General features: G+C 42.9%; 18 protein-coding genes. 7 read left to right on the forward strand and 11 right to left on the reverse strand.

The genetic code is table 11. The features are described from left to right. Nucleotides 1-55 precede the first annotated feature (55 nt). Nucleotides 56-970, forward strand: coding sequence for a protease HtpX (gene htpX, locus AK822_RS07765; protein WP_060491192.1), 915 nt, complete (start codon nt 56-58; stop codon nt 968-970). Nucleotides 971-1168: 198 nt separating this feature from the next. Here htpX and AK822_RS07770 read toward each other — a convergent pair whose 3' ends face one another. The 3 genes from AK822_RS07770 to AK822_RS07780 all read right to left on the reverse strand — a co-directional run bounded on the left by AK822_RS07770 (nt 1169) and on the right by AK822_RS07780 (nt 4856). Further along, a complete protein-coding gene (locus tag AK822_RS07770; protein ID WP_060491193.1) occupies nt 1169-1717 on the reverse strand; it encodes a hypothetical protein in 549 nt (182 codons plus the stop codon). A 340-nt stretch (nt 1718-2057) separates the two neighbouring features. Next, a complete protein-coding gene (locus tag AK822_RS07775; protein ID WP_055124939.1) occupies nt 2058-3332 on the reverse strand; it encodes a saccharopine dehydrogenase family protein in 1275 nt (424 codons plus the stop codon). A 285-nt stretch (nt 3333-3617) separates the two neighbouring features. Beyond that, nucleotides 3618-4856 (reverse strand): carboxynorspermidine decarboxylase, encoded by a 1239-nt coding sequence (locus AK822_RS07780; RefSeq protein WP_060491194.1) that lies wholly within the window; start codon nt 4854-4856, stop codon nt 3618-3620. A gap of 90 nt (nt 4857-4946) precedes the next feature. Here AK822_RS07780 and AK822_RS07785 point away from each other — a divergent pair, with 90 nt between their 5' ends. Beyond that, the gene (locus AK822_RS07785) at nt 4947-5612 is read left to right on the forward strand and encodes a DUF924 family protein (protein ID WP_087945597.1); all 666 of its coding nucleotides are present in this window, start codon (nt 4947-4949) and stop codon (nt 5610-5612) included. Between the two features lie 287 nt (nt 5613-5899). On the opposite strand, the gene AK822_RS07790 is transcribed toward AK822_RS07785, so the two are convergent. From AK822_RS07790 to lpxB, 3 genes are all read right to left on the reverse strand, one after another. Then, nucleotides 5900-7129, reverse strand: a complete 1230-nt coding sequence (locus tag AK822_RS07790) for a CAP domain-containing protein (protein WP_060491195.1) — start codon at nt 7127-7129, stop codon at nt 5900-5902. A gap of 579 nt (nt 7130-7708) precedes the next feature. Next, entirely contained in the window at nt 7709-8563 is an 855-nt protein-coding gene (locus tag AK822_RS07795) for a ribonuclease HII (RefSeq protein WP_060491196.1), read from the reverse strand. Between the two features lie 57 nt (nt 8564-8620). Continuing rightward, the gene (gene lpxB, locus AK822_RS07800) at nt 8621-9928 is read right to left on the reverse strand and encodes a lipid-A-disaccharide synthase (protein ID WP_060491197.1); all 1308 of its coding nucleotides are present in this window, start codon (nt 9926-9928) and stop codon (nt 8621-8623) included. A 427-nt stretch (nt 9929-10355) separates the two neighbouring features. Here lpxB and AK822_RS07805 point away from each other — a divergent pair, with 427 nt between their 5' ends. Beyond that, complete coding sequence (locus AK822_RS07805; protein WP_060491198.1) at nt 10356-11438, forward strand: 3-deoxy-7-phosphoheptulonate synthase; 1083 nt, start codon at nt 10356-10358, stop codon at nt 11436-11438. Nucleotides 11439-11597: 159 nt separating this feature from the next. Here the strand turns inward: AK822_RS07805 and pepN are convergent, their stop codons facing one another. Next, nucleotides 11598-14198: an aminopeptidase N gene (gene pepN / locus AK822_RS07810; protein ID WP_060492226.1), complete on the reverse strand. Its 2601-nt coding sequence runs from the start codon at nt 14196-14198 to the stop codon at nt 11598-11600. A gap of 395 nt (nt 14199-14593) precedes the next feature. On the opposite strand from pepN, the gene AK822_RS07815 reads away from it, so the two are divergent. The 3 genes from AK822_RS07815 to AK822_RS07825 all read left to right on the forward strand — a co-directional run bounded on the left by AK822_RS07815 (nt 14594) and on the right by AK822_RS07825 (nt 16786). Beyond that, nucleotides 14594-15190 carry a DUF6231 family protein gene (locus tag AK822_RS07815; RefSeq protein WP_060491199.1) on the forward strand — a complete coding sequence of 199 codons (597 nt, stop codon included), beginning with the start codon at nt 14594-14596 and terminating at the stop codon, nt 15188-15190. 155 nt (nt 15191-15345) lie between these two features. Then, complete coding sequence (gene pal, locus AK822_RS07820) at nt 15346-15864, forward strand: peptidoglycan-associated lipoprotein Pal (RefSeq protein ID WP_060491200.1); 519 nt, start codon at nt 15346-15348, stop codon at nt 15862-15864. A 121-nt stretch (nt 15865-15985) separates the two neighbouring features. Next, on the forward strand, nt 15986-16786 hold the full coding sequence (locus tag AK822_RS07825) for a 4'-phosphopantetheinyl transferase family protein (RefSeq protein WP_087945599.1): 801 nt from the start codon (nt 15986-15988) through the stop codon (nt 16784-16786). Nucleotides 16787-16905: 119 nt separating this feature from the next. Here the strand turns inward: AK822_RS07825 and AK822_RS07830 are convergent, their stop codons facing one another. Beyond that, complete coding sequence (locus AK822_RS07830) at nt 16906-17781, reverse strand: hypothetical protein (protein WP_060491202.1); 876 nt, start codon at nt 17779-17781, stop codon at nt 16906-16908. A gap of 626 nt (nt 17782-18407) precedes the next feature. On the opposite strand from AK822_RS07830, the gene AK822_RS07835 reads away from it, so the two are divergent. Continuing rightward, nucleotides 18408-19166 carry an IclR family transcriptional regulator gene (locus AK822_RS07835; RefSeq protein ID WP_045446365.1) on the forward strand — a complete coding sequence of 253 codons (759 nt, stop codon included), beginning with the start codon at nt 18408-18410 and terminating at the stop codon, nt 19164-19166. Nucleotides 19167-19241: 75 nt separating this feature from the next. Here AK822_RS07835 and mmsB read toward each other — a convergent pair whose 3' ends face one another. From mmsB to AK822_RS07850, 3 genes are all read right to left on the reverse strand, one after another. Further along, entirely contained in the window at nt 19242-20186 is a 945-nt protein-coding gene (mmsB, locus tag AK822_RS07840) for a 3-hydroxyisobutyrate dehydrogenase (RefSeq protein ID WP_060491203.1), read from the reverse strand. A 123-nt stretch (nt 20187-20309) separates the two neighbouring features. Continuing rightward, nucleotides 20310-21539: an enoyl-CoA hydratase/isomerase family protein gene (locus AK822_RS07845; protein ID WP_060491204.1), complete on the reverse strand. Its 1230-nt coding sequence runs from the start codon at nt 21537-21539 to the stop codon at nt 20310-20312. A 61-nt stretch (nt 21540-21600) separates the two neighbouring features. After that, entirely contained in the window at nt 21601-22383 is a 783-nt protein-coding gene (locus AK822_RS07850) for an enoyl-CoA hydratase (protein WP_060491205.1), read from the reverse strand. Between the last annotated feature and the right edge of the window lie 25 nt (nt 22384-22408).

A 22408-nucleotide genomic window follows, 5' to 3' on the forward strand; every position in this document is an offset into this window, starting at 1 on the left:
CATATAGTATTATGTCTTAAAGTTGTATTTAAATTTAAATGAGGAAACTGGCATCATGATGCGTATCGGATTGTTCTTATTAACCAACTTAGCGGTGATTGTGGTATTTAGCATCGTGTTTGGTATTTTATCCAGATTTTTTGGAATTGGTGGCGTACATGGTGCAGGCGGGCTAAATTACACTAGCCTTGCCATTATGTGCGGCGTATACGGCATGGTTGGTTCGATGGTATCACTATTTATCTCGAAATGGATGGCCAAAAGATCAACGGGGACGGTGGTTATTGAAACGCCAAGCAATGCCACTGAAAAATGGCTGGTAGATACGGTGGCTAGACAAGCGCGAGCGGTAAATATTGGCATGCCAGAAGTAGGAATTTTTAATAATTCTCAGCCAAACGCGTTTGCCACAGGCTGGAATAAAAACAAAGCGTTAGTCGCTGTTTCATCTGGCTTACTGCAAAGCATGACACCCGATGAAGTAGAAGCGGTATTGGCGCATGAAATTGGTCACGTGGCAAACGGTGATATGGTCACGCTGGCGCTCATCCAAGGGGTGGTAAACGCCTTTGTGATGTTCTTTGCTCGTATTATTGGTAGCTTCGTCGATCGGACGGTGTTTAAAAACACCAGTGATAGCCCAGGTATTGGTTACTTTATCACGAGTATTGTGATGGATATTTTACTTGGATTTTTGGCGTCTGCCATCGTAATGTGGTTCTCGCGTCTACGCGAATTCCGTGCGGATCAGATGGGTGCAAAGCTCGCCAGCCGCGAAAAAATGATTAGTGCGCTTGATGCTTTACGTCCTTCTGAGCAGCGTCCAGATCACATGCCTGAGAGCATGAAAGCGTTTGCTATTTCATCAGGACAATCTACAGGCTTTAGTATCGCGAACCTCTTTCGCTCACATCCGACGCTTGATGACCGTATTGCGGCTTTGAGAAATTATAACCCTAGTGAGGGGTGATAGAAAACTCTGGAAATGCTAAGGGCATAATTTGTAGATTGAATTGACCGTCTATGGATTATGCCTTAGTATCGGTCAACACAATAAAAATTACCGTTTAGAAAATATAGATATTATTTAGCTGAGAAAATTAAGTAATGCGTAGAATTCAATTTCTTAGATACTTAAATTAGTTCTAACTAATCTTTATTATACATGCTAACTCCAATCAACTCTAATTGTACTGTCTATCTTATTTTTATATTTTGGCTCAATGTAGATAGGTAAATACTCTTCTCCTATCTCTTTAGCGATAGCATATCTATGATGTCCACCTTGTAATATGATTCCATTTTCAATATGAGGCTTTAATATAGGTGGAGATATAGGTCTTTGTTCAGATAAATAGACAATTAAATATGCCAAGCTACTTTTACACCCTACCTTCCAAAGCTCACCTTCATCCCTACGGCTAAAATGACATAGTTTTTTATCAAGGGCATCTAACTTAACTTTCCCTAATATAAAACCTTTTGGATAATGAGTTCTAAAACTTAATTCATTTTCACCATCTAAAGAAAAGCGCTGACCCTCTTTTGATATATCCCAGTTAAATGTAATGGGCGGCCAAAGTGAAGAATCTGTATCGATATACTGATTTGCCTGACTTGATAATTTTAAACGTAGTATTTTATTGGCACGATAGCTTTCTAAAGTTTCGCCTGAGTTATCGGCAAGAATCTGATCCATAATCCCATCCATATCCATCCTATTTTTTTCCTTATCAAACTTAGCGACGTAGGATGCGCCCAGCGCACCGATAAAACTTGCTCAAACCACGATAGATAGTAGCAAGAACGCAATGTCACCGCTAGCCCTGACTGTAGCGGCTATCCTGCCATAACTGCTAGGTTGAAAAGGCTTGGCGGGTCAGGGTGTCGCGATAGCAGCAACCTGTCCTGCCAATAGCCGCTGCCTTAGCAGAAATGGCAGATAATAGCGGATGGCAGGATTGGCTCCCCTACCTACTCGTAAATTTAACGTAAAAACTCAGACATAAAAAAAGCCTATCTATAAAAGATAGGCTTTTCTAAATCAAACTCGTTATTTAAATATCAAACGCTAACGCTCTGTCGCCTTCGCTATCTTTGATACGCGTTGGCAAACCAATCTTATTTAGCAGATTGATAAATGGCTTGGCATCCAGCTCTTCGACGTTGACCATCTTGCCAGCATCCCACTCACCAGTTGCGACCAGAATCGCAGCAGCGACGGGTGGTACGCCTGCGGTATAAGAGATACCTTGGCTACCAACTTCGTTATAAGCGTCTTTATGATCTGAGATATTGTAAATAAATACCTCGCTATCGACGCCGTTGATTTTGCCTTTGACTTTGTCACCGATGCAGGTCTTGCCCGTATAGTTCGGTGCAAGAGAGCTTGGGTCTGGCAGTACCGCTTTGACCACTTTTAACGGAATTACTTCTTGCCCTTCAGCAGTCATCACTGGCTGCTCAGAGAGTAGACCCAAACTTTGTAGCACAGTGAATACATTAATATAATGCTCACCAAAGCCCATCCAAAAACGGATATTTGGTACGTCTAAATTGGCGGATAACGAATGCACTTCATCATGACCACTTAAATAACTGTTTTGCACGCCAACCACTGGTAAATCGTCAGTACGCTTCACTTCGAACATTTTATTAGACTGCCACTTGCTGTCCTGCCAAGAGTAGACCGTACCGGTAAATTCACGGAAGTTAATCTCAGGATCGAAGTTAGTAGCGAAGTATTTACCGTGGCTGCCAGCATTGATATCAATGATATCGATATCCGTCACCGAACCTGCATCCATCATGTCATAGCCAAGACGCGCATAGGCGTTGACCATACCGGGGTCAAATCCAGCCCCTAAAATCGCCGTGACATTATTGTCCGCACAGCGCTGTTTGCGCTGCCATTCGTAATTGTCATACCATGGCGGCGTCTCGCAAATCTTGCGTGGATCTTCGTGAATGGCAGTATCGATATAAGCAACACCTGTCTCGATACAAGCTTCCAATACCGTCATATTGATAAATGCCGAACCGACATTGATGACGATTTGGATACCCGACTCTTGAATCAACTGTATCAGCGCTTGAGTATCCATAGCATCCACTTGGTGCGTATGCAATACGGCAGGCTGCTTGAAGCTATTCTTATCTTTCACGCTTTGGGCGATGGCATCACATTTATCTTGCGTGCGCGAGGCAATATGAATCTCGCCAAGGATATCGTTATGCATCGCACATTTATGCGCGACCACTTGAGCGACACCGCCGGCTCCGATGATGAGTACGTCTTTTTTGCTAGATTTGGCTTGTTGGTTTGTGTTCAATGAACAATCCTCCTTTGTGTCTCTGTCGATACCATCGATAGTGGCGAGTCAAAACAGAAACGAGTGAATGATATGCGTGAATTAAAAAGGAAGACCGAGGAAAACCCACGCACCCGTCGGGCAAAGCACCATTTGATTGTTGGCTTTTGCCCGTGGCGATTATAACAATTTTTATGAAGACATCGGTAAAAATAATGTATAAAAAACAGACGAGTTAAAGTCATCTAAAAACAGACTCAAGCCTTTGATTTATAAAATTTAAATCAATTTATCGACACAACTAAATTAAGATAAGCTGGCTTTATAATCTTGATAATCAAATTCGCGCTGCACATCTATACTGCCATCTAGACGACGAATCACAATCGCCGGCATATTAACACCATTGAACCAGTTCTTTTTCACCATGGTATAACCTGCGGCATTACCAAAGGTTACGGTATCACCTATTTTTAGGTTATTTGGCAAGGCATACTCACCAAAGATATCGCCCGCCAAACAAGAACGACCATAAATAATGGTATTATCAGCTGATTCAGTATTTTCGCTTATGGGTGCAATATTGGTAGGGTCGATATCAAGAGAGGCAATATTCATTAAATCACTATTCACAGCCGCTATCGGCGCTGACTCACGGTAAATTAACAAATCAAGCATGTGCGCTTCAATGGATGAATCTACTACAGCTAGATTTTTTTCATTGTGCATAGTATCTAAGACGGTCGTGACCAATGACCCAGCACCATGGATACTTGCCTCACCCGGTTCAAGATAAACTTGCACCCCATATTTTTCACTAAAGCCTTTTAACCTGTCTGCCAGTTTTTCTAGTGGATAATCAGGCGCGATAAAATGAATACCACCGCCCAAACTCACCCACTCAAGCTGCGCTAAAACATCACCAAATCTGTCTTCGATATCTGCCAAGCTGGCACTAAAGGCTTCAAAGCTGTCATTTTCGCAGTTGTTATGAATCATTACCCCAGTAATGTCATCAAGTACCGCTGCAATCTTGTTTTTATCATGTTCGCCCAAACGGCTAAAAGGACGCGCAGGATCAGCGATGATAAACGATGAATTACTGGTCTTTGGGTTTAAGCGCAGTCCCACTGGTATATTTTTTGCCGCAGCTTGGTCTTTAAATGCATTGAGTTGCGAGATTGAGTTGAAGATAATCTTATCGGCATAGCTCAATACTTCATCGATCTCATCAGCGCTATAGGCGACGCTGTAAGCATGAGTTTCTTTTTTATTATCACTGTCTTTACCTTTACCAAAAGTCTCGTAGCCAAGTCTAACTTCATTAAGTGACGATGACGTTGTGCCGTGCAAATAAGGCTGCATCACATCAAACACGCCCCAAGTGGCAAAGCATTTGAGTGCCAATAATGCTTTAGCGCCTGATAGCTCGCACAGCCGCGAGATAATCTGCATATTGGCAACGATTGCCGCTTCATCGAGCAAATAATAAGGCGTGGGCGGTAGAGATGATTGGATAGTGTTTAGCGAAGTTTTTGCATTCATAAGAGGTTACCTAATAGCTGCTGTTGGCATCATGACAGACATAAATATTTGCGCTATAGTAGACTAAATTCATCATAATTAGAATATCTTATGTCACTATCAACCGATTATTCCACTGCTACTAGCCAAGCTTATTCATCGCAGCTCGACCCAAAAAACATTCATTTAGAACATCTTGATGCTAATGCGCGTGCAGTACTGGAGTTTTGGTTCGACAAAGACAATGAGCAATATTGGTTTGCGCAAAATGATGACTTTGATACGCAGATAAAGGATAAATTCGGTGGCATCTGGCAAGCTGCCAAGCAAGGTGAATGCGTGACGTGGCGTATCGCAGAAGCACCGACGGATAGCAATAGCTCAATCACGGCGTTGGCAGGCAGACTAGCAGAAATTATTGTCTTAGATCAGTTTTCGCGTAATTTATGTCGCGGGCAAGCAGACGCTTTTGCACAAGATAGTATGGCTATCGCATTGGCACAAGAGGCTATTGGACAACCACACTTTGATACATTACCGACTGAATGGCGCAAGTTTATCATCATGCCATTTATGCATTCAGAGTCATTGGTGATCCATAAGCGCTACTTACCATTGTTTGAAAAATTACATGATGACAATACGCTGGATTTCGAAAATCGTCATAAAGATATCATTGAGCAATTCGGTCGCTATCCGCATCGCAATGACATTTTAGATCGCGAGTCAACGGATGAAGAAGAAGCCTTCTTGCAACAACCGAACTCGTCGTTTTAGCACTTATATATCTATATAATTGATTGCAATATGATTTATTCCAATATAGTTACTTTGACTCAAAAGAAGTGTGAAGTACAAGGCAACCAAGTATAGGCATATACACTATTTCAAGCGAGGTGAACGCCGAACTTCTTTATAGTGCAATGGCTTGACTATCATAATCAAGCAAGGGCTGAATCAGATAACTGATTCAGCCCTTGCTTTACTCTACTTACTCTTTAGGTACTTCCGTTCAGATTGGTGCTTTTATTCAGATTAAGAACACGTCTTAGTTCACCTAATTATTAGTTCACTATCCCTGTCGTAAAGGTAAAGCTCTCACGCTCGATAGTTTTATGATCCACTAAAATATCAAAGCTGACACGGTAGTCACTGTTGCCATGTAAACCACAGTTTTTGCCTTTTTTACTAGCAATCTGGCAGCTTTTTAAATTATCAGTGATTGGTAATATAAAAGCTTCGTTTGCTGGTAGTGCATTTGCCGTATTTTTATAGGGATCTTGGCGATAGTCTAGCAGCTCAATCGGTACATTGATATTTCGCTGGATATCATGGAATGTTACATTGCTGATATCAATCGTTTGAGCGGATGGCATATTGATATAAATGGGTTGCCCGATAGGATCCACTCGCAAGTCACGCCCTGTATGCTTGACAGGATCTGGCGTCTCATTATATAGCGCGGTTACTGTATCCGTCACGCCTTCACATGGATAAGTAAATACGCCTTTAACCGTATTATCTTTAGTCGCTTGGGTCGCTGCTGCATGGTTGACCAAGACATAACCTTGGTTATTCGCCGCCTCTTTATTGTATGGCTTATAGATAACCACGCCAGTACCCGTCACGCTTGCACTAGGCATCATTAATGAACGCAAATGGTAAGGTGCTGCCAGCAAGGACTTTGCCATCGAGCCTGCCACAACATCTGAGCGAATAAGATTGCCTGCTGAACTATAGTAGCTAGATTGGGCGATATTCTCAGTCACACCATATCGTACATTTGGATAGTCTGCGTTTGATAAACGATCGGTAAAACTTAACCCACCAAAAAATGGATTATTGCTACTGGTAACGCCCGAAATATCTGCAATCTTATTTTCGTAATGCGCACTGAATGCGGTCGGTGAGCTATTGGCAAAGACATATTTAATATAATTTGCATGTTTAATGGCAACATCATCAAGCGCGGTATCAACAGATAAGCCGCTCAGACCACAGCTGGTACGTGCTAAACTGAAATTATTGTTGGCAATTAATGCAGCCTTTACCTCATTAGTAGCAGTAGTGCTATCAAGTTGGTCGCCAACATTATCGCTTGAATTGTCACTTGTATTACCATTGGGCTGATCGTTTGGCTCGATAGCAGGTGGGTTCGGGCTTGGCGCATTGGTATTAGAGCTGCTATCAGAGCCACCACCGCCCCCACCACAAGCCGTTATAAATACTGTCAAAAAAAGCACTGCAGCAAGATTTTTTTGTGGCGTACTGATTAATAGCGTACTGAATGTCATTTTTTATCCTATAGAATAGTAGCGCGTATATAAGTCAATAAATGCCAGCGTTAAGTATGTGGACATAAACTAAGTAGACTTAAGCTGCTAGGGCGTGTTGAACATTCACAAATGGGCACTGCTGATAGCTAAAATTGTTCCAGACAAGGCGCAAGTCGACGATAATGTTAATACCTTAGCTAGAATTGCAACGCCCTGCTTGTAAATAGCTGGGGGCAATTTTAGTATCAGCTCCAATATTAACAGAAGGGGACAGAACTCTTTTTTGCCGCTTCATTGTTAAAAATATACGCTTAGAATGACTAAACTTACTATTTTTAACGTCGAATCGCCTGCAAAATAGCCCCTGTCAGTGCCATGGTCGAATGTTCAACACGCCCTAATATCACAGTATTGAATTTATTTGTAATTGCATTGTAATACAGTCCATAAATTTTTACTTGGTGTTTCTTGAAGACTGATACGTTCATTATAGACTGTCTTATTTTTAGTCATGACTATTTTTGCTTAGGCTATTTTAAAGAAGCACGCTCAGCTTAACGTTTATTTTTAAGTGCTTTTTTCTTAAGTGATTTGTTCTTAAGTGGCTTTCTCTAATGACTTTCTGACTGGTGCAAAACTACGTCTATGCACAGGTAATACGCCGTATTTTTCGATTGCCTCCATGTGCGCGCGTGTTGGATAGCCTTTATGTTTGGCGATACCATATTCTGGATGCTCGGCATCAAGCGCATACATGGCTTTGTCACGGCTGACTTTAGCCAATATACTGGCGGCAGCAATGCTGGTATGACGCGCATCGCCCTTTACCCATGCTTGGCAAGCGATAGTCGATTTTTCTATACCCAGTTCAGCGAGCATTGCCTCATTTAATTCAGGGCAGCGATTACCATCGAACAAAACTTCGACCTGCCTCATAGAGTTAACAAGATGATGAGCAATGGCTTTTAACAACACTTCGGTACATAAGCGCATACCGAGCATCGTCGCTTGCAAGATATTGACTTGATCGATGACCGCTGCTGGGATCTCGGCGACAACATAACCAATAGCATGCTGCTGAACCAATGGATAAAGTCGGTCACGCTTCTTTTCACTCAGCTGCTTGGAGTCGGTCAAGATAGATAATGGCGTGTCCTTTAATGGCTGCATCTCAATCAATCCTGACCAAGTTTTAGGCAATATCGTAGCAGCCACATTGACGCTACCGAGCAACGGCCCACGTCCTGCCTCATCAACGCCCATCTGTAATATTGACTGCTGTAAGCCTTGCTCCACCTTGATCGGATACTGAGCAAGTAGCTCACCAATATCTACCTCACCCGATAAACGAATAGGCTCAACCAGCTGTAGATATTGACCTTTGATATCAATTTGCTCAATACTTACTTCGATCGGGGTGACAGAGTTGTGGGTTTGGTACTGGTTACTCATAGGGGCGCGGTATCTTTGTAATTAATAGAAGAAGGAATGATCGCAATCAATAATGGCTTAAATCCGATGTTTCGCTTGGATAAACCATTGCTCAATCACACTATTAGCAGGATCATGATTACTCTGCTGTTGTAATAAGTGCTTGGTGGCGATGAGGTCTTTTAATTGCTCAGCGTAGGCACGCGGTTGCAGTAGCCGCATGACCGTACGACAGATATTGTCACCACTCGCCTGCTCTTGAATCAACTCAGGAACGATTGCAGTATCAGCCAAAATATTGGGCAGCGCCACATAAGGCACTTTGACCAAGCGTTTGGCAATCTGATAGGTGAGTTTATTTAATTGATAAACCACCACCATCGGTCGCTCTAACAGCATCGCCTCTAGCGTTGCAGTGCCAGATGCCAGCATCACAATATCTGAGGCTGCCATCGCTTGTTGACTAAAGGCTGGCTGGCTATCATCATAGACCACCACGATGGCAGCACGTAGTTGCTCTGAGCGCTGGTCAATAACATCTTGGACGATATATTGGTGATTCTGGTCGACGGTCGGAATGATAAAGCACAGCTTGGGGTCAAGCAATATCAACTTTTGAATACCATCTAACATCAATGGCAAAATAGCCGTGATTTCACCGCGCCGAGAGCCTGGCATTACACAAATAAGCTGGCTGACATCGTCAAATCGTTCAATAAAAAACTGCTGCAAGCCATCGTTGTGCCAAACCAGCTCACTACGGCGCTGATTGATCGGTGTTTCTAACAATGTTTGATCGATCGTACGCAACAGCGGATGACCAACACATATTGCTGGATGATTATGACGCTCATAAACGGACAGCTCAAAGGGGAATAAACACAACACAAGGTCGGTCGCCGCTTTAATATTATGAATACGTGACTCACGCCATGCCCAAATAGAAGGGCTGACATACTGCACACAGAATACGCCTTGCGGTTTTAACTTTTTAGCCACTCTAAGATTAAAATCAGGCGCATCAATGCCAATAAACCAATCAATATCAGCGGCTTTAAATGCGCTCAGTAATTCACGGCGAGCTTTAAGTAAGTCAGGCAATTGCGCCATGACTTCTACCAAACCCATCACCGCCAAACGCTCTAACGGAAAAATGCTTTGCAGCCCTTGCGCTTGCATCTTTGTACCACCGACGCCGACCCACACAATATCACCACGTAGATTATTCATCTGCTGCATGAAGTCTGCGCCCAAGCTATCCCCTGACACCTCACCTGCGACGATACCGATGACCAATGGCACAGTCTGTAATTCAGCACGTTGAATTTCAGTCTCTGTTTGGTCTATAAGGTTATGATATTGATCAGGCGTAGCAGAATCTGTCATGACAAGCTCTCGATATTAAAAAATACAATAAATGCATATAAAATAAATGAATGATTATTATAAAATACGACGCATAAAATCTGCGCGAAAGCTCTGTGATACCTAAGCATTCGCCATACTCACTATTTTATCGTCATACCTTTTATATTGTCATCATACGTGACGATGATACAAATAGCTAAATTAGCTGATAAAAGCTAGAAATGACTACTTAACGGGTTAATTCGTTTTTCTACACGGACAGATAAATTGAGTAACAATCTTGCTTGTTGAAGCGCTCATATACGATTGGCGCTGAACAAGTATAACTAAGTTTTGGTTTCCTCATTCCAGTTATCAGTCAATTAACTGCGCGACTGCCCTTGTCAACCAACACTTTTGTCCGCATAATGAAACTCCCTATAAATCAGCTAGACGATATATAACCATGACAACATCAGTTACCCATAATGCAGATATTGACGACGTGAATATTGAAAAGTTCATTCCTTTGATCACTCCCGCTGAGCTAAAAACTGAGCTACCTTTATCAGATGCAGCCTATAAAACCGTATTAAACGGTCGTAATACCATCCAAAACATCTTGGATGGTAAAGACAAGCGCCTCTTTGTAGTCATCGGCCCCTGCTCTATTCATGATATCAAAGCCGCTCACGAATATGCCGATCGTTTGGCCATATTAGCAAAAGAAATCGAAGATAGCGTATTTGTGGTGATGCGCGTATATTTTGAAAAGCCGCGCACAACCGTTGGCTGGAAAGGCATGATTAATGACCCTGATATGAATGACAGCTTCGACATCGAAAAAGGTCTGCGTACTGCCCGTAAGCTACTGCTCGATTTGAATGAAAAAGGTCTGCCTTGCGCCACCGAAGCACTAGACCCGAATACCCCGCAGTACATGCAGGATTTGATCAGCTGGTCAGCGATTGGCGCACGTACCACTGAGAGCCAAACGCATCGTGAAATGAGTTCAGGCTTATCGTGCCCAGTAGGCTTCAAGAATGGAACAGACGGCGGCATGACAGTCGCTGTTAACGCAATGCAAGCCGTAAAAGAAGGTCATAGCTTCTTAGGTCTGTCAGCAGATGGCAAAGTCTCAATCATCAAATCTAAAGGCAACCCTTACGCGCACGTGGTACTTCGCGGTGGTAACGGCAAGCCCAACTATGACGAAACTGCGGTTGCACAAGTGGAAAACGAGCTGGCAAAAGGCAAAACCAATAGCAAGATTATGATTGACTCAAGCCATGCCAACTCAGGTAAAGACCCGTATCTACAACCGATGGTTATCCAAAACGTTGCTGAACAAATTCAAAACGGCAATAAATCTATCATTGGTATGATGATTGAGAGTCATCTAAAGGGTGGCAATCAAAAACTGACCGCTGACTTAAGTCAGCTCGAATATGGCAAGTCTATCACTGACGGTTGCTTAGATTGGGAGAGTACGGTCACTGCCCTATATAATCTACGTGATATGGTTAAAGACGTTTTGCCTAACCGTTAATATTGACAGTCCCTCATCACGATAAAGATCACTCTATCTTGATAAGTTGCTCAGCAAAAAGCCCGTCTGACATGATATGTCAGACGGGCTTTTTTGTATGCTTTAACTTATTAGATTATCACGTTTAACTTTTCAACGTAACTGATAAAATATTACGCTTTATACATTTGCCGCACCTAAAACACTGTTTAGACTTTCAAGTACATGCTTAGAAGAAGCCTGCTTTTGCAACTCAATCAACCGCTCATGCGCCATTTGACGACGTGGCTCCGCCAAGGTATTCCAACGCGCTAGCACTTGCAATAAGCGCGACGCCAAAACAGGATTGGCATCATCCAACTTTTTAATCACACAAATATAAAGCTCTAACCCTTCTGCCGTCCATAAAGCCGTTGGCTGCGAGGTGAAGGCGCTGACCACTGAGCGTACACGATTGGGTGTATTCCAGTCAAAATCTGCGTGAGCGATCAAGGATTGGATAGTATCAGCGGTCACAGTATCAGCAGACGCTTGCACACTAAACCATAAATCGATGACCAAATCATTATTTTGGAAGCGATTATAAAAGTCCGCCAAATACTCATCAGCATTTAGCAATTGATGATTGACCATCGCTTTTAACGCACCGAAACGCTCTGTCATACAGCTTGCATCATCATACTGCTGCTGCGCCCATTCATCTGCGCCATCGACATTTGCGGTCAGAGCCATATCGAGCACCACATTACGCAAGGCACGGGTGCCACGAGCCTCGGCACTATCTTCATAAGACTGCATTGGCAGCTGTTTATAAAGTGTTTCCCACTGATTTTTTAAAGCATCTGCCAGCTGCTGATACAAGTCGTCGCGCTGCGCTTTCACCAATGCTGGATCGTAATCTTTATGAATAGCAGACGCCAGCTCTTGCGCTGATGGAATATCAAGCAAGCGGGCAGCCAACATCGCATCCTCAGCCGCGAGCACAGGCAATGTCTGCGCTAGTGCTTGCAGATAGATATCAGGACTGCTCTTCTCGCCTTGACCTTGCAGCAAGATACGATTGACCAGCATCTGCGTCACTTGCCAGCGGTTAAAACCATTGGTTTCATGTTTGAGCAAAAATGCCAAATCTGCATCTTGATAATCATAATTGAGCTGTACTGGCGCACTAAAATCACGTAGCAATGATACAACAGGCTCACGTGCTATATTTTCGAAGGTAAAGGTTTGCGTGGCTTGATCGAGTAGCAGCATACGCTCAGCCACAATGTCACCACTGTCTTTATCAAATAGCGCAGTCGCGACCGGAATAGGCAAGGGTTTTGGCGCAGCAAAGCCACTGACATGACGGGTTTGCTGATTTAACGTAATCGTCAGTGTCTGCGCTGCATGGTCATAATATTGATGACCAGACACCATTGGTGTGCCTGGCTGACGATACCAGTCGATAAAGCTTTCAATCTTGCTATCCGTGATGCTAAGCGCAGATAAAAAGTCCTCAACCGTGACTGCTTGCCCATCATAACGACGGAAATACTCATCCGTGCCTTTACGAAAATTCTCGGCTCCTAACGTATTAGCAATCATGCGTACGATTTCAGCGCCTTTCTCATAAACAGTCGTCGTATAAAAATTATTAATCTCGACAAAACTCTCAGGGCGTACTGGATGTGCCAGTGGGCCTGCATCCTCCGCAAACTGATGAGCACGCAATGTCGCCACATCGTCGATACGCTGTACGGCACTCGACTGCTGATCCGCTGAGAATGATTGATCGCGGTAAACAGTAAAGCCTTCTTTTAAGCACAATTGAAACCAATCACGGCAAGTGATGCGATTGCCTGTCCAGTTATGAAAATACTCATGGGCAATGATGGCTTTCACACTAAAGCTACGCGAGTCCGTTGTCGTCTCAGGACTGGATAACACACAAGCAGTATTAAAAATATTTAGACCTTTGTTTTCCATCGCACCCATATTAAATTGACTCACAGCAACAATCATATAGCGATCTAAATCGTAGGCGCGACCATAATTGACCTCATCCCATTTCATCGAATCTTTCAACGCTTGCATACCGACATCACATTTATCAATGTCAGCAGACTTTGCGTATATTTCCAGCAACACCTCACGACCTTCGCTGGTGGTATAAGAATCTGTCAATACGTCTAAATCAGCGACAACACAGGCAAATAGATAACTTGGCTTATTGGTTGGATCATGCCATATCGCATAATGACGGTCTGGGGCATCTGCCACCTCACCCGCTTCAACCAAGTTACCATTGGCCAATAGTGTTGGATAACGCTTATCCGCCTCAAGACGCGTAGTAAATATCGCCAATACATCGGGGCGGTCTGGATAAAAGGTGATTTTACGAAAACCTTCCGGCTCGCACTGGGTTACAAACATCGTCTCATCACCACTTCCCGCCATATAGAATCCTTCAAGTGCGGTATTGGTCTGCGGACAGATGCGTACTTGAATCTCTAAAACAACCTCATCAGGTGCATTAGCAATCGTCAACGTGCCTGCTTGTTGTTGATAATCCTCAGCCGTCAATGGCTTACCATTCATCGTAATGGCGATCAGCTCCAACTCTTCACCGAACAATACGAGATCTCCTGCTGTTTGACGTACCATCTTCAGAGTGCTGTCTACCTGTGCATGATTCTCGAACAGTTTAATATCTAAATCAACCGTTTCCACATCAAAGCTAGGTTTCTGGTAATCTTTTAAATTAATTTTACTTGGTACATGCGGTGGCACATCTGGCATATCAGGATTAATGATTTGAGCATCAGTTTCAGCAATAGACATGGGTATTCCTATTATTATTTGTGGCAAAAAATATATACGGTAAAAAGCGGGATAATTTAGGTTAAGGCAGGTCATCAATTAGCATAATCTTATGACCATTAACATGATAATGGTATCTTGCTACATTGACCTAAACTGCCAAATTTCAAGAGCATACCCCAATTTTATTATGTTCATCGTCCATGACACGTATCAAAATGCGATGGTAATGAGAGAGTCGATATATCAAAAGATTGGGAGAGTCGATATATCAAAAGAGCGGCATAATCAGCATCAATCACCCATTGGATAATCGCGATTAAAATGATTTAATAGAGTCACTGATGACCAACACTCGATAAACGGCCTATTACATGATAAAGCAAACTGCCAGTCGCTCAGAAATTACGTTACCATTAATGATAAATTACGTTGAGGCTCTTTTGCCCTCACTAACCATACAAACGAACGTATCCACAACCATTGAATATACTAATAATGACACTGAGTTGCTATGGGTCGTCCCAGATCAAAATGCGCGGTTAGCATTAAAGACACTGCTAAAAAATACCCGCTCACCACAAATATCGACATTATTAGAGCTCAATCAACGACAATTGCCTGAACGTTATGAGCTCGCCTGTTTTTGGTTGCCCACACTCTCACCAGAGTTGCTGCAGCAGTATATTCCGCTGCTCATGCGCTATCGAGATCTTTATGCGGCACACCTGCTCATCGCCCTTGATGACACCCTAGATCTAAAAGCTTATGGCTTTACCCCATTTGATATCTTGCATGAGCCATCTTTAGAGATGAATACTACTGACCAAACAGAGCAGCCTTTATCTGCAAAGTCATCAGCGTCCGCCAGACTTTGGCAGTTCAATTTATATGATTATAAACAGCTGCCAAATTGGTTAAATGCGGATTATTGGGCCAATCCTGAAAATTGGGGCAAGCACCGCTGGTAGTCGATCTCATATCTATCTGTAAATTCTAGCATTATTTACAGTAATACTACTTACATAAAGTAACATTTAGTATATGATAGATAGCAATTGCCTAAGTTTTATCGTAAGCAGTTCAAAAAAACAATTTTAATTAATTAAAATTTTAGGAGCTCATTATGTCAACCAGTTTTTCTAAGATCGCAGCCCTCGCTGTATTATCAAGCGCTGTGGCACTAACCACAGGTTGTGCGACCAAACGTGCTACTTCTGAGGTCGTGGTTGCCCCACTAGGTATCCCAGGTGGTCAAGTTGGATACACTGGCGCAGTCATCGTAGATAACTCAAGCGCGGTTATTATAGGCGCAGAAAACCTACAGGCGGTTGTTTACTTTGCTTTTGATAGCAGCGAAATTACTTCACAAGCAGCGAGCATTCTTAATCAACATGCCAGCTTGCTAAACTCAAATCCAGCAGCCAGCGTTGTTATCGCAGGTAATACTGATGATCGCGGTAGCCGTGAATACAACATGGCACTAGGTGAGCGCCGTGCTGCAGCAGCACGTGATTACCTTGCTACTCAAGGCGTCGCAGTAAACAATATCCGCGTCATCAGCTATGGTGAAGAGCGCCCTGCTGCCGCTGGTAATACTGAAGAAGCTTATGCACTAAATCGCCGTGCTGAATTGTCTTACTAACACCAGTAAAACCAATCACAGTCGATAAAGCTCAATATATTTTATAATTGAAAGCCCAGCAATAATATATCGCTGGGCTTTTTGCATGTTACTAAGCGAACCAATCCAATAGATGTAATCAATGATGCCAAGCTCTATCTTAAACCTGACCCATGTACAATATACCCAGCTCGATCCTGCAACGTGGTGCGCCACTGCACAAGTAAGCGAGCGTTCATCCCTCAACCTTAAAAGACTGTGGGATGAATTACTGTGGTCATCCGCTAACAATATATCGCAGGTATATTTTCAGAAACTTTACAAGATTAATTGGCATTATTGCCTGTCACCAGTAAGTTTATCAATGCGTGAAATGGCGCAGCATCAACGTCGCCTACAACGTAAAGGCGTTCGATTATTGCTACAACAATTACTGGGTGAGCTACAGTTACGCGATACTTTGGATGAGTCAAATTTCCCGTATCGGCTTAGCAGCAGTGAATATTACGTATGCTTTAGTCATACAGGCAGCAAGAATCATGATATTAATCAAAATACTGTTCAGACAATCAATACATCATCAAACAGTAAAGTAACCGTGGTCATTAGTCGTCACCGTCCCATTGGTATTGATATTGAAACCAATCATGTAGCATGGCGAGTGGCACAGCGGTTTTATTCTGAGCATGAAATGGCTGCTTTACAAGCATTATCCCCACTTCAGCGTAAGATTATCGCTAAATTACTATGGCAAATAAAAGAAAGTTTTATCAAAATTCATCAATACAAACTGGCACAAGGGTTAGGAATAGATTACTCCTACCTGATTGCTGATTTGATTCATGCCATTAGAGAACCGCCATCTTTAATGGTCATAGCAGACATTAAGTCCGATTACCGTATCGCGGTATTGTCAGCGCAACAAACCATCGTTATTTTCTAGATTATTTATACATATAATTTATTCTAACAACTACCCTTTCACAGACAAAAAAAACGACCCAAAAAAGGATCGTTTTTTCTTACTCTTCTTCTAATAACAGTACTTAAACTGTGATTAGATTAGAAACGGTAAGTTGCACCAAGCTTAACAATTGGCATCCACTCTAACCAATCTTTGTCTTCTAGCTCACGCTCAGCAATCTTAGCAACTTCACTACCTTTGATTGTTTGAGTATCGCCGTTTGCATCTGTATAGTTAACGTCAGCATTTGGATTACTTGAAGTTACAGTAGCATCAGTGCTACCCATATAGGCTGCACCGATTTCACCAAACACACCCCAGTTGTTACCGATGTTAGGACGGAAACCGATAGTACCATAAGGCGCTAACTTGTTACGATGTTCCATAGTACCTTGCAATGCACCTGTTTGAGCAGCATTATATTGAATGCCATCAAGTTTGAAGAAACTACCTTCAGCGTTAGCAGTTACATCGATATCGTTGTCAGGTACGATGATACCAGCACCCATTGTGAACCAGTTACCAGTAGGGCGTAATTGCACACCTAGGTATGGGTTGCTGAAGTCAGCATCAACGTCATAGTTTACGTCGTTTGCGTCAAAGTCACCGCCGAATAGGTCAGCAACATCGCCACCAGCCCAACCAGCTTGTAATTCAGTTTTCTCATTTAGTGACCAACCGATGTTAGCACCGTAACCTAGTGTACCAACTTCAGCGCTAACAGAAGCTGGGTTGATAGCAGTTTGGAAGAAAGTCTTAGTACCACCAACAACAGCACCAGTAGTGTTGCGAACGATACCAGCGTCAGCATTGTATGCATAAGCAACAGGCTCAGCTTCATATGCAACAGCAACAGGCTCAGCTTCGTAAACAACTGCATCGTTACCATCAACAACGATAACAGGTTCAGCAGCTAGTGCAGCAGTTGACGCTAAAACGGCAGCAGAAATTGCTGTTAATTTAATAAGTCTCATAAATACTCTCCTAAAGTTTGGAATAAGTCGCCCATAAAAAATGACAATTTAGCTTTTTTTAAATCGATCATTTTGTTGAGCAGATTAAAACAATTTTGGCCGGAAAAGTCACCCCTCTAGGAGCGCTTTTTATTTGCCGTTATGTAAAGATTGCATAGATATTGTAATAATTACTACACCAATCCGCAAAACTTCGACTTTCTGTTACACAATGCTCTTAAAGTAACTCAACAGCGCAAACATGAATATTGGTTAGCTTAATCTTCATGTAAGGATATTACAAAATATGTCATTATAATGACCTACCTCTTTATTCAACTCAATGACAGTTATATAGCTTATTACTACAGTTTGTTGTATTTTGTGAGTTGGTGTAGTAATTATTGCTTTTAGAAAACTTTTCAGAAAAAAGTATTGGTATCAGTTTTCAATATTGTATGACTGTGTGACGTTAGTATTGATACATTTAGTATTGGCATATAAAGTAACTAGATCTTGTCTAGGCTTGATATTATGCTAAATTAGAGGTTAGGAAAATGTATCGCAAGGATGCGTATTTACTTTTATCTGTTGATGCCTTGTTGTGCTTCCTACTGTATTCTTTTTATTCTTATTGAGCCACTCATATGCCTAAAGTATCGTCGATTACCCGTGTGTTAGAGATTATCGAGGCGGTGTCCTATGCCTCAAAACCGCTCTCTCCACTTGAGCTATCGCAAGAGCTTGATATTCCAAAGCCGACCATTCATCGATTGATTCAAAATCTGCTCGATGAAGGGTTTGTGACTGTGGATATTGGCGGCGGTATTATACCGGGCAAGCGGGTACGCAACTTGGGTGTTGAGCTTTGGCAGCAGCGATTGTTCTTTAATGAGCGACAAATGATTTTGCAAAAGCTGGTTGATGAGCTAAAAGAGACTTGCGGGATCGGTGTGCCTTATCAGATGAACATGATCTATACCAACCGTGCAAATACGACATTGCCGATACAGATTTATTTGCCAGTGGGCGCAAAATCACCAATGTGGTGTACAGCGACTGGTAAGCTATATTTAAGTCAGTTGCCGCGCACAAGCCGCGACAAAATATTGCAAAACCTGTCACTGGATAAGTTTACCAAAAATACGATTACCGATATCGATGCGCTAAACGCTGAGCTTGATCGTATCGCTGAAACAGGTATTGGTATCGATAATGAAGAGTTTATCTCTGAGATGGTGGCAATCGCCGTACCGATACGGGATAGAAAGTCGCGCTACCTTGCCTCGCTGTATCTTCATGCACCGACCATAAGAGTGTCTTTAGATGATCTCTTAACCCATGTCCCACGACTGCAAAAAGCAGCGAAAGATATTCAGTCGCTCGTCTATGACCTACCCAGCTAGATGATGCAATATAAGCAAAAAAAAGGTCTGCATTAAGATAATAATGCAGACCTTTTTCATAGGTACTTTGATAATTTAAGTCAATACTGAGCTGTCATGTCGCGCCATAATGCTCGAAAAATCTTTGTCGCCATTGTCAATTGCATGTGCTTCATATAGCTCTGTCGCTTTAGCGCCCATCGGTGTCTCTACCTGAGTATCTTCAGCGGTCTGCATGGCAAGGTTAAGATCCTTTTGCATGAGCTTACTCATAAACCCGCCTTGATAGCCATTGCTAGATGGGACATTCTCCATTACTTGCGGATAAGGATTATAGACCTCTAGCGTCCAGTTACGACCTGAGCTTTGCAACATAATATCTGATAGCACTTTAGGGTCTAGACCGTTTTTGACGCCCAGATTAATTGCTTCTGCCGTTCCTGCCATGAGAATGCCTAACAGCATGTTATTACAGATTTTTGCGACTTGTCCGGCACCATGCTCGCCTGCATGAAAGATATTTTTGCCCATTACAGCCAGTATCGGCTCAGCTTTGGCAAAGGCATCAGTGCTGCCACCGACAATAAAAGTTAACGTACCAGCGATAGCACCACCCGTACCACCAGAGACTGGCGCATCTAAGAAGTCTATGCCAAGCTTACTTGCCGCCTCTGCGACCTTCCTTGCATCAGCCGCTGCAATGGTACTACTATCAATGACTAATGTACCTTTCGGTAACGCTGCAAGCAGACCGTCAGCGCCATTATCTCCTAAATAGACAGAATGGACGTGCTTGCCAGCAGGCAACATACTGATAACGACTTGCGCATGACGTGCAGCATCTTTAGGACTGTCTGCTACACTGGCACCTGCTTGCTGCAAGCGCGCGGTTGCCTCTGCAGATAAATCATAGACCGATAGCGCATAACCTGCTTTTAGCAAGTTTTCAGCCATTGGTGCGCCCATATTACCAAGTCCGATAAAAGCAATATTTGGCTTAGTAGTATCGTTATCGGTGGCATTTACATCCTTTGTATTCATCTCATCATTCCTTGATGGTTAGTATTAATCATGCGCGCAGGCGTTGCTACACATATAGCTGTAAACTATTTAATTGAGTGTAATTTTAATTTGATGTCTATATTGAATTGATAAATTCAATTTTTAACGCACAGACTGACTGCCTAAAGCCTTATCACCCAACCAATCGTCTAACGGATGCTCACCTTTAGCATAAGGATTCACAAAGTGCTGCTGTATGTACGTCTGCCCTTCGCTACTTAGGCAGTCTGCTAGTGAGCGTGACCACTGTGGATTACGATCTTTATCAATGAGCAGCGCACGTACCCCTTCTTTAAAGTCAGGATTGGCGGCACAATGTACGGCCACATTGGCTTCTAAATACAGAACTTGCTCTAGTGATAAGTCAGTGACTTTATAATAAAGCGCATAAGTTAAAGCAGCAGTAGCTGGACAGCCATGGCGATAAGTATCTACTGCTCGCTGCGTCCAGCTATCATTTGCAAACTCTGTATCTATTTTTGCGAGTGCCACATCACTTTGTAATAAAGCATCGATATCACCCAGTCCGCCGCTGTTCATCAACTGCTGAATAGATTGCCAATGGATTGCCAATTTACTAGCAGGCAACTCAGCAATTGGTTGCGCTGCAAGCACACGGCTAACGGTACTATGAGCACTATTGTTATCGCATTTATCCGTACGACTAGCGGCAACCTGCCAATCACTCTGTTTTAAACTTTGTATGACGGCATCATAGTCATTACTGGCAACGGCGTATTCTGCTAGATTGGTCAATAAAGCGTCGCTGCCATTACACATCGCGCCCGTTAACCCTAAAAACAAGCCCGTCTTAGCTGGCATACGCTGCAAAAACCAACTGCCAGAAGCATCAGGGAACAGCCCAATAGTCACTTCTGGCATGGCAAATCTCGTGCGCTCTGTGACCAAGCGGTGACTACAACCTGCCATCAAGCCCATGCCGCCACCCATAATGATGCCGTCACCCCATAAAATTAATGGTTTAGGGTAAAAATGCATTTGTCGATAAAGACTATATTCATGACCAAAAAAATCTGTCGCATAAGGATTTGGCATAGGCGCTGTTGCTGACATACTGTCATATAACCTACGAATATCACCGCCTGCACAAAACGCTTTATTGCCTGCGCCTTTTAATAGCAATGCCACCACTTGCTCATCACCTTCCCACTGCTCTAGTTGTTGCGATAACAACTGACACATCTCAACGCTCAAGGCATTAAGAGACTTTGGCATATTTAACGTCATTATCCCAATAAGGTGACCACAATCTGTCGGCTCAGTGCTGAATAATACCGGCGCCTCTAGTGTGCCTTCTATAGCTGTTGTCATAAAAGTGACCTACAAATATTAAAAGAAAAAAATAGTATCATTAAGTTTGATTTTATGGCGTTTATTTATTTTTCCAAACCGGCTTACGCTTCTCTAAAAATGCTTGCACACCTTCGCGCTGATCTTTGGTATCAAATAATTTAACAAAGGCTTCACGCTCATGGATAAGGTTTTGCGCAGGCGGTGTGTGTCTTGCTGCTTGAATAAGCGCTTTGGAGTAACTGACGGCAACTGGTGATTGTTTAGCGACTTTTTGCGCTAGTGCTTGTGCTGCTAATAAACCGTCACCTTTTGCAGTGACTTCTTCGACTAAGCCAATGCGTAGTGCAGTCTGGGTATCGACACGCTCACCGCATAATATCATACGCTTTGCCCAGCCTTCACCTACTAAAGCTGTTAGATTTTGCGTACCACCAGCACACGGCAATAAGCCCACACCAGTCTCAGGCAAAGCCATCTGCGCATGCGCTTCTGCGATACGGATATCACAAGCGAGTGCGCACTCAAGACCACCACCCATCGCATAACCATTGATAACCGCGATGCTTACGCCGCGATAGGCTGACAGCGCTTCAAATGCTTCACCAAAAGCTATCGCCATACTGATCGCGCGACCTTTATCACCATCTGCAAAATTATTTAAATCAGCGCCCGCTGAAAAGAACTTCTCGCCATCGCCATGGACGATTAACGCATATACCTCATCATTGGTATTGAGATCAGTGACCAGCTGCTTAAGCGCCTGTAGACTTTCCATCGTCCACGTATGAGCAGGTGGGTTGTTCAATGTTAGCGTTGCAGTATGACCATCAATCGATAGTTTTAAGTTGGCATAATCCGTCATGAAATATCCTTGTTATAATTTTTTA

The organism is Psychrobacter sp. P11F6, from assembly GCF_001435295.1.
GTDB lineage: Bacteria > Pseudomonadota > Gammaproteobacteria > Pseudomonadales > Moraxellaceae > Psychrobacter.

Excerpts from the sequence above, each read along its gene's own strand:
- htpX (WP_060491192.1), top strand. The coding sequence starts at position 56 with ATGATGCGTATCGGATTGTTCTTATTAACCAACTTAGCGGTGATTGTG.
- AK822_RS07770 (WP_060491193.1), bottom strand. The coding sequence starts at position 1,717 with ATGGATATGGATGGGATTATGGATCAGATTCTTGCCGATAACTCAGGC.
- AK822_RS07780 (WP_060491194.1), bottom strand. The coding sequence starts at position 4,856 with ATGAATGCAAAAACTTCGCTAAACACTATCCAATCATCTCTACCGCCC.
- AK822_RS07785 (WP_087945597.1), top strand. The coding sequence starts at position 4,947 with ATGTCACTATCAACCGATTATTCCACTGCTACTAGCCAAGCTTATTCA.
- AK822_RS07790 (WP_060491195.1), bottom strand. The coding sequence starts at position 7,129 with ATGACATTCAGTACGCTATTAATCAGTACGCCACAAAAAAATCTTGCT.
- AK822_RS07795 (WP_060491196.1), bottom strand. The coding sequence starts at position 8,563 with ATGAGTAACCAGTACCAAACCCACAACTCTGTCACCCCGATCGAAGTA.
- lpxB (WP_060491197.1), bottom strand. The coding sequence starts at position 9,928 with ATGACAGATTCTGCTACGCCTGATCAATATCATAACCTTATAGACCAA.
- AK822_RS07805 (WP_060491198.1), top strand. The coding sequence starts at position 10,356 with ATGACAACATCAGTTACCCATAATGCAGATATTGACGACGTGAATATT.
- pepN (WP_060492226.1), bottom strand. The coding sequence starts at position 14,198 with ATGCCAGATGTGCCACCGCATGTACCAAGTAAAATTAATTTAAAAGAT.
- AK822_RS07815 (WP_060491199.1), top strand. The coding sequence starts at position 14,594 with ATGATAAAGCAAACTGCCAGTCGCTCAGAAATTACGTTACCATTAATG.
- pal (WP_060491200.1), top strand. The coding sequence starts at position 15,346 with ATGTCAACCAGTTTTTCTAAGATCGCAGCCCTCGCTGTATTATCAAGC.
- AK822_RS07825 (WP_087945599.1), top strand. The coding sequence starts at position 15,986 with ATGATGCCAAGCTCTATCTTAAACCTGACCCATGTACAATATACCCAG.
- AK822_RS07830 (WP_060491202.1), bottom strand. The coding sequence starts at position 17,781 with ATGAGACTTATTAAATTAACAGCAATTTCTGCTGCCGTTTTAGCGTCA.
- AK822_RS07835 (WP_045446365.1), top strand. The coding sequence starts at position 18,408 with ATGCCTAAAGTATCGTCGATTACCCGTGTGTTAGAGATTATCGAGGCG.
- mmsB (WP_060491203.1), bottom strand. The coding sequence starts at position 20,186 with ATGAATACAAAGGATGTAAATGCCACCGATAACGATACTACTAAGCCA.
- AK822_RS07845 (WP_060491204.1), bottom strand. The coding sequence starts at position 21,539 with ATGACAACAGCTATAGAAGGCACACTAGAGGCGCCGGTATTATTCAGC.
- AK822_RS07850 (WP_060491205.1), bottom strand. The coding sequence starts at position 22,383 with ATGACGGATTATGCCAACTTAAAACTATCGATTGATGGTCATACTGCA.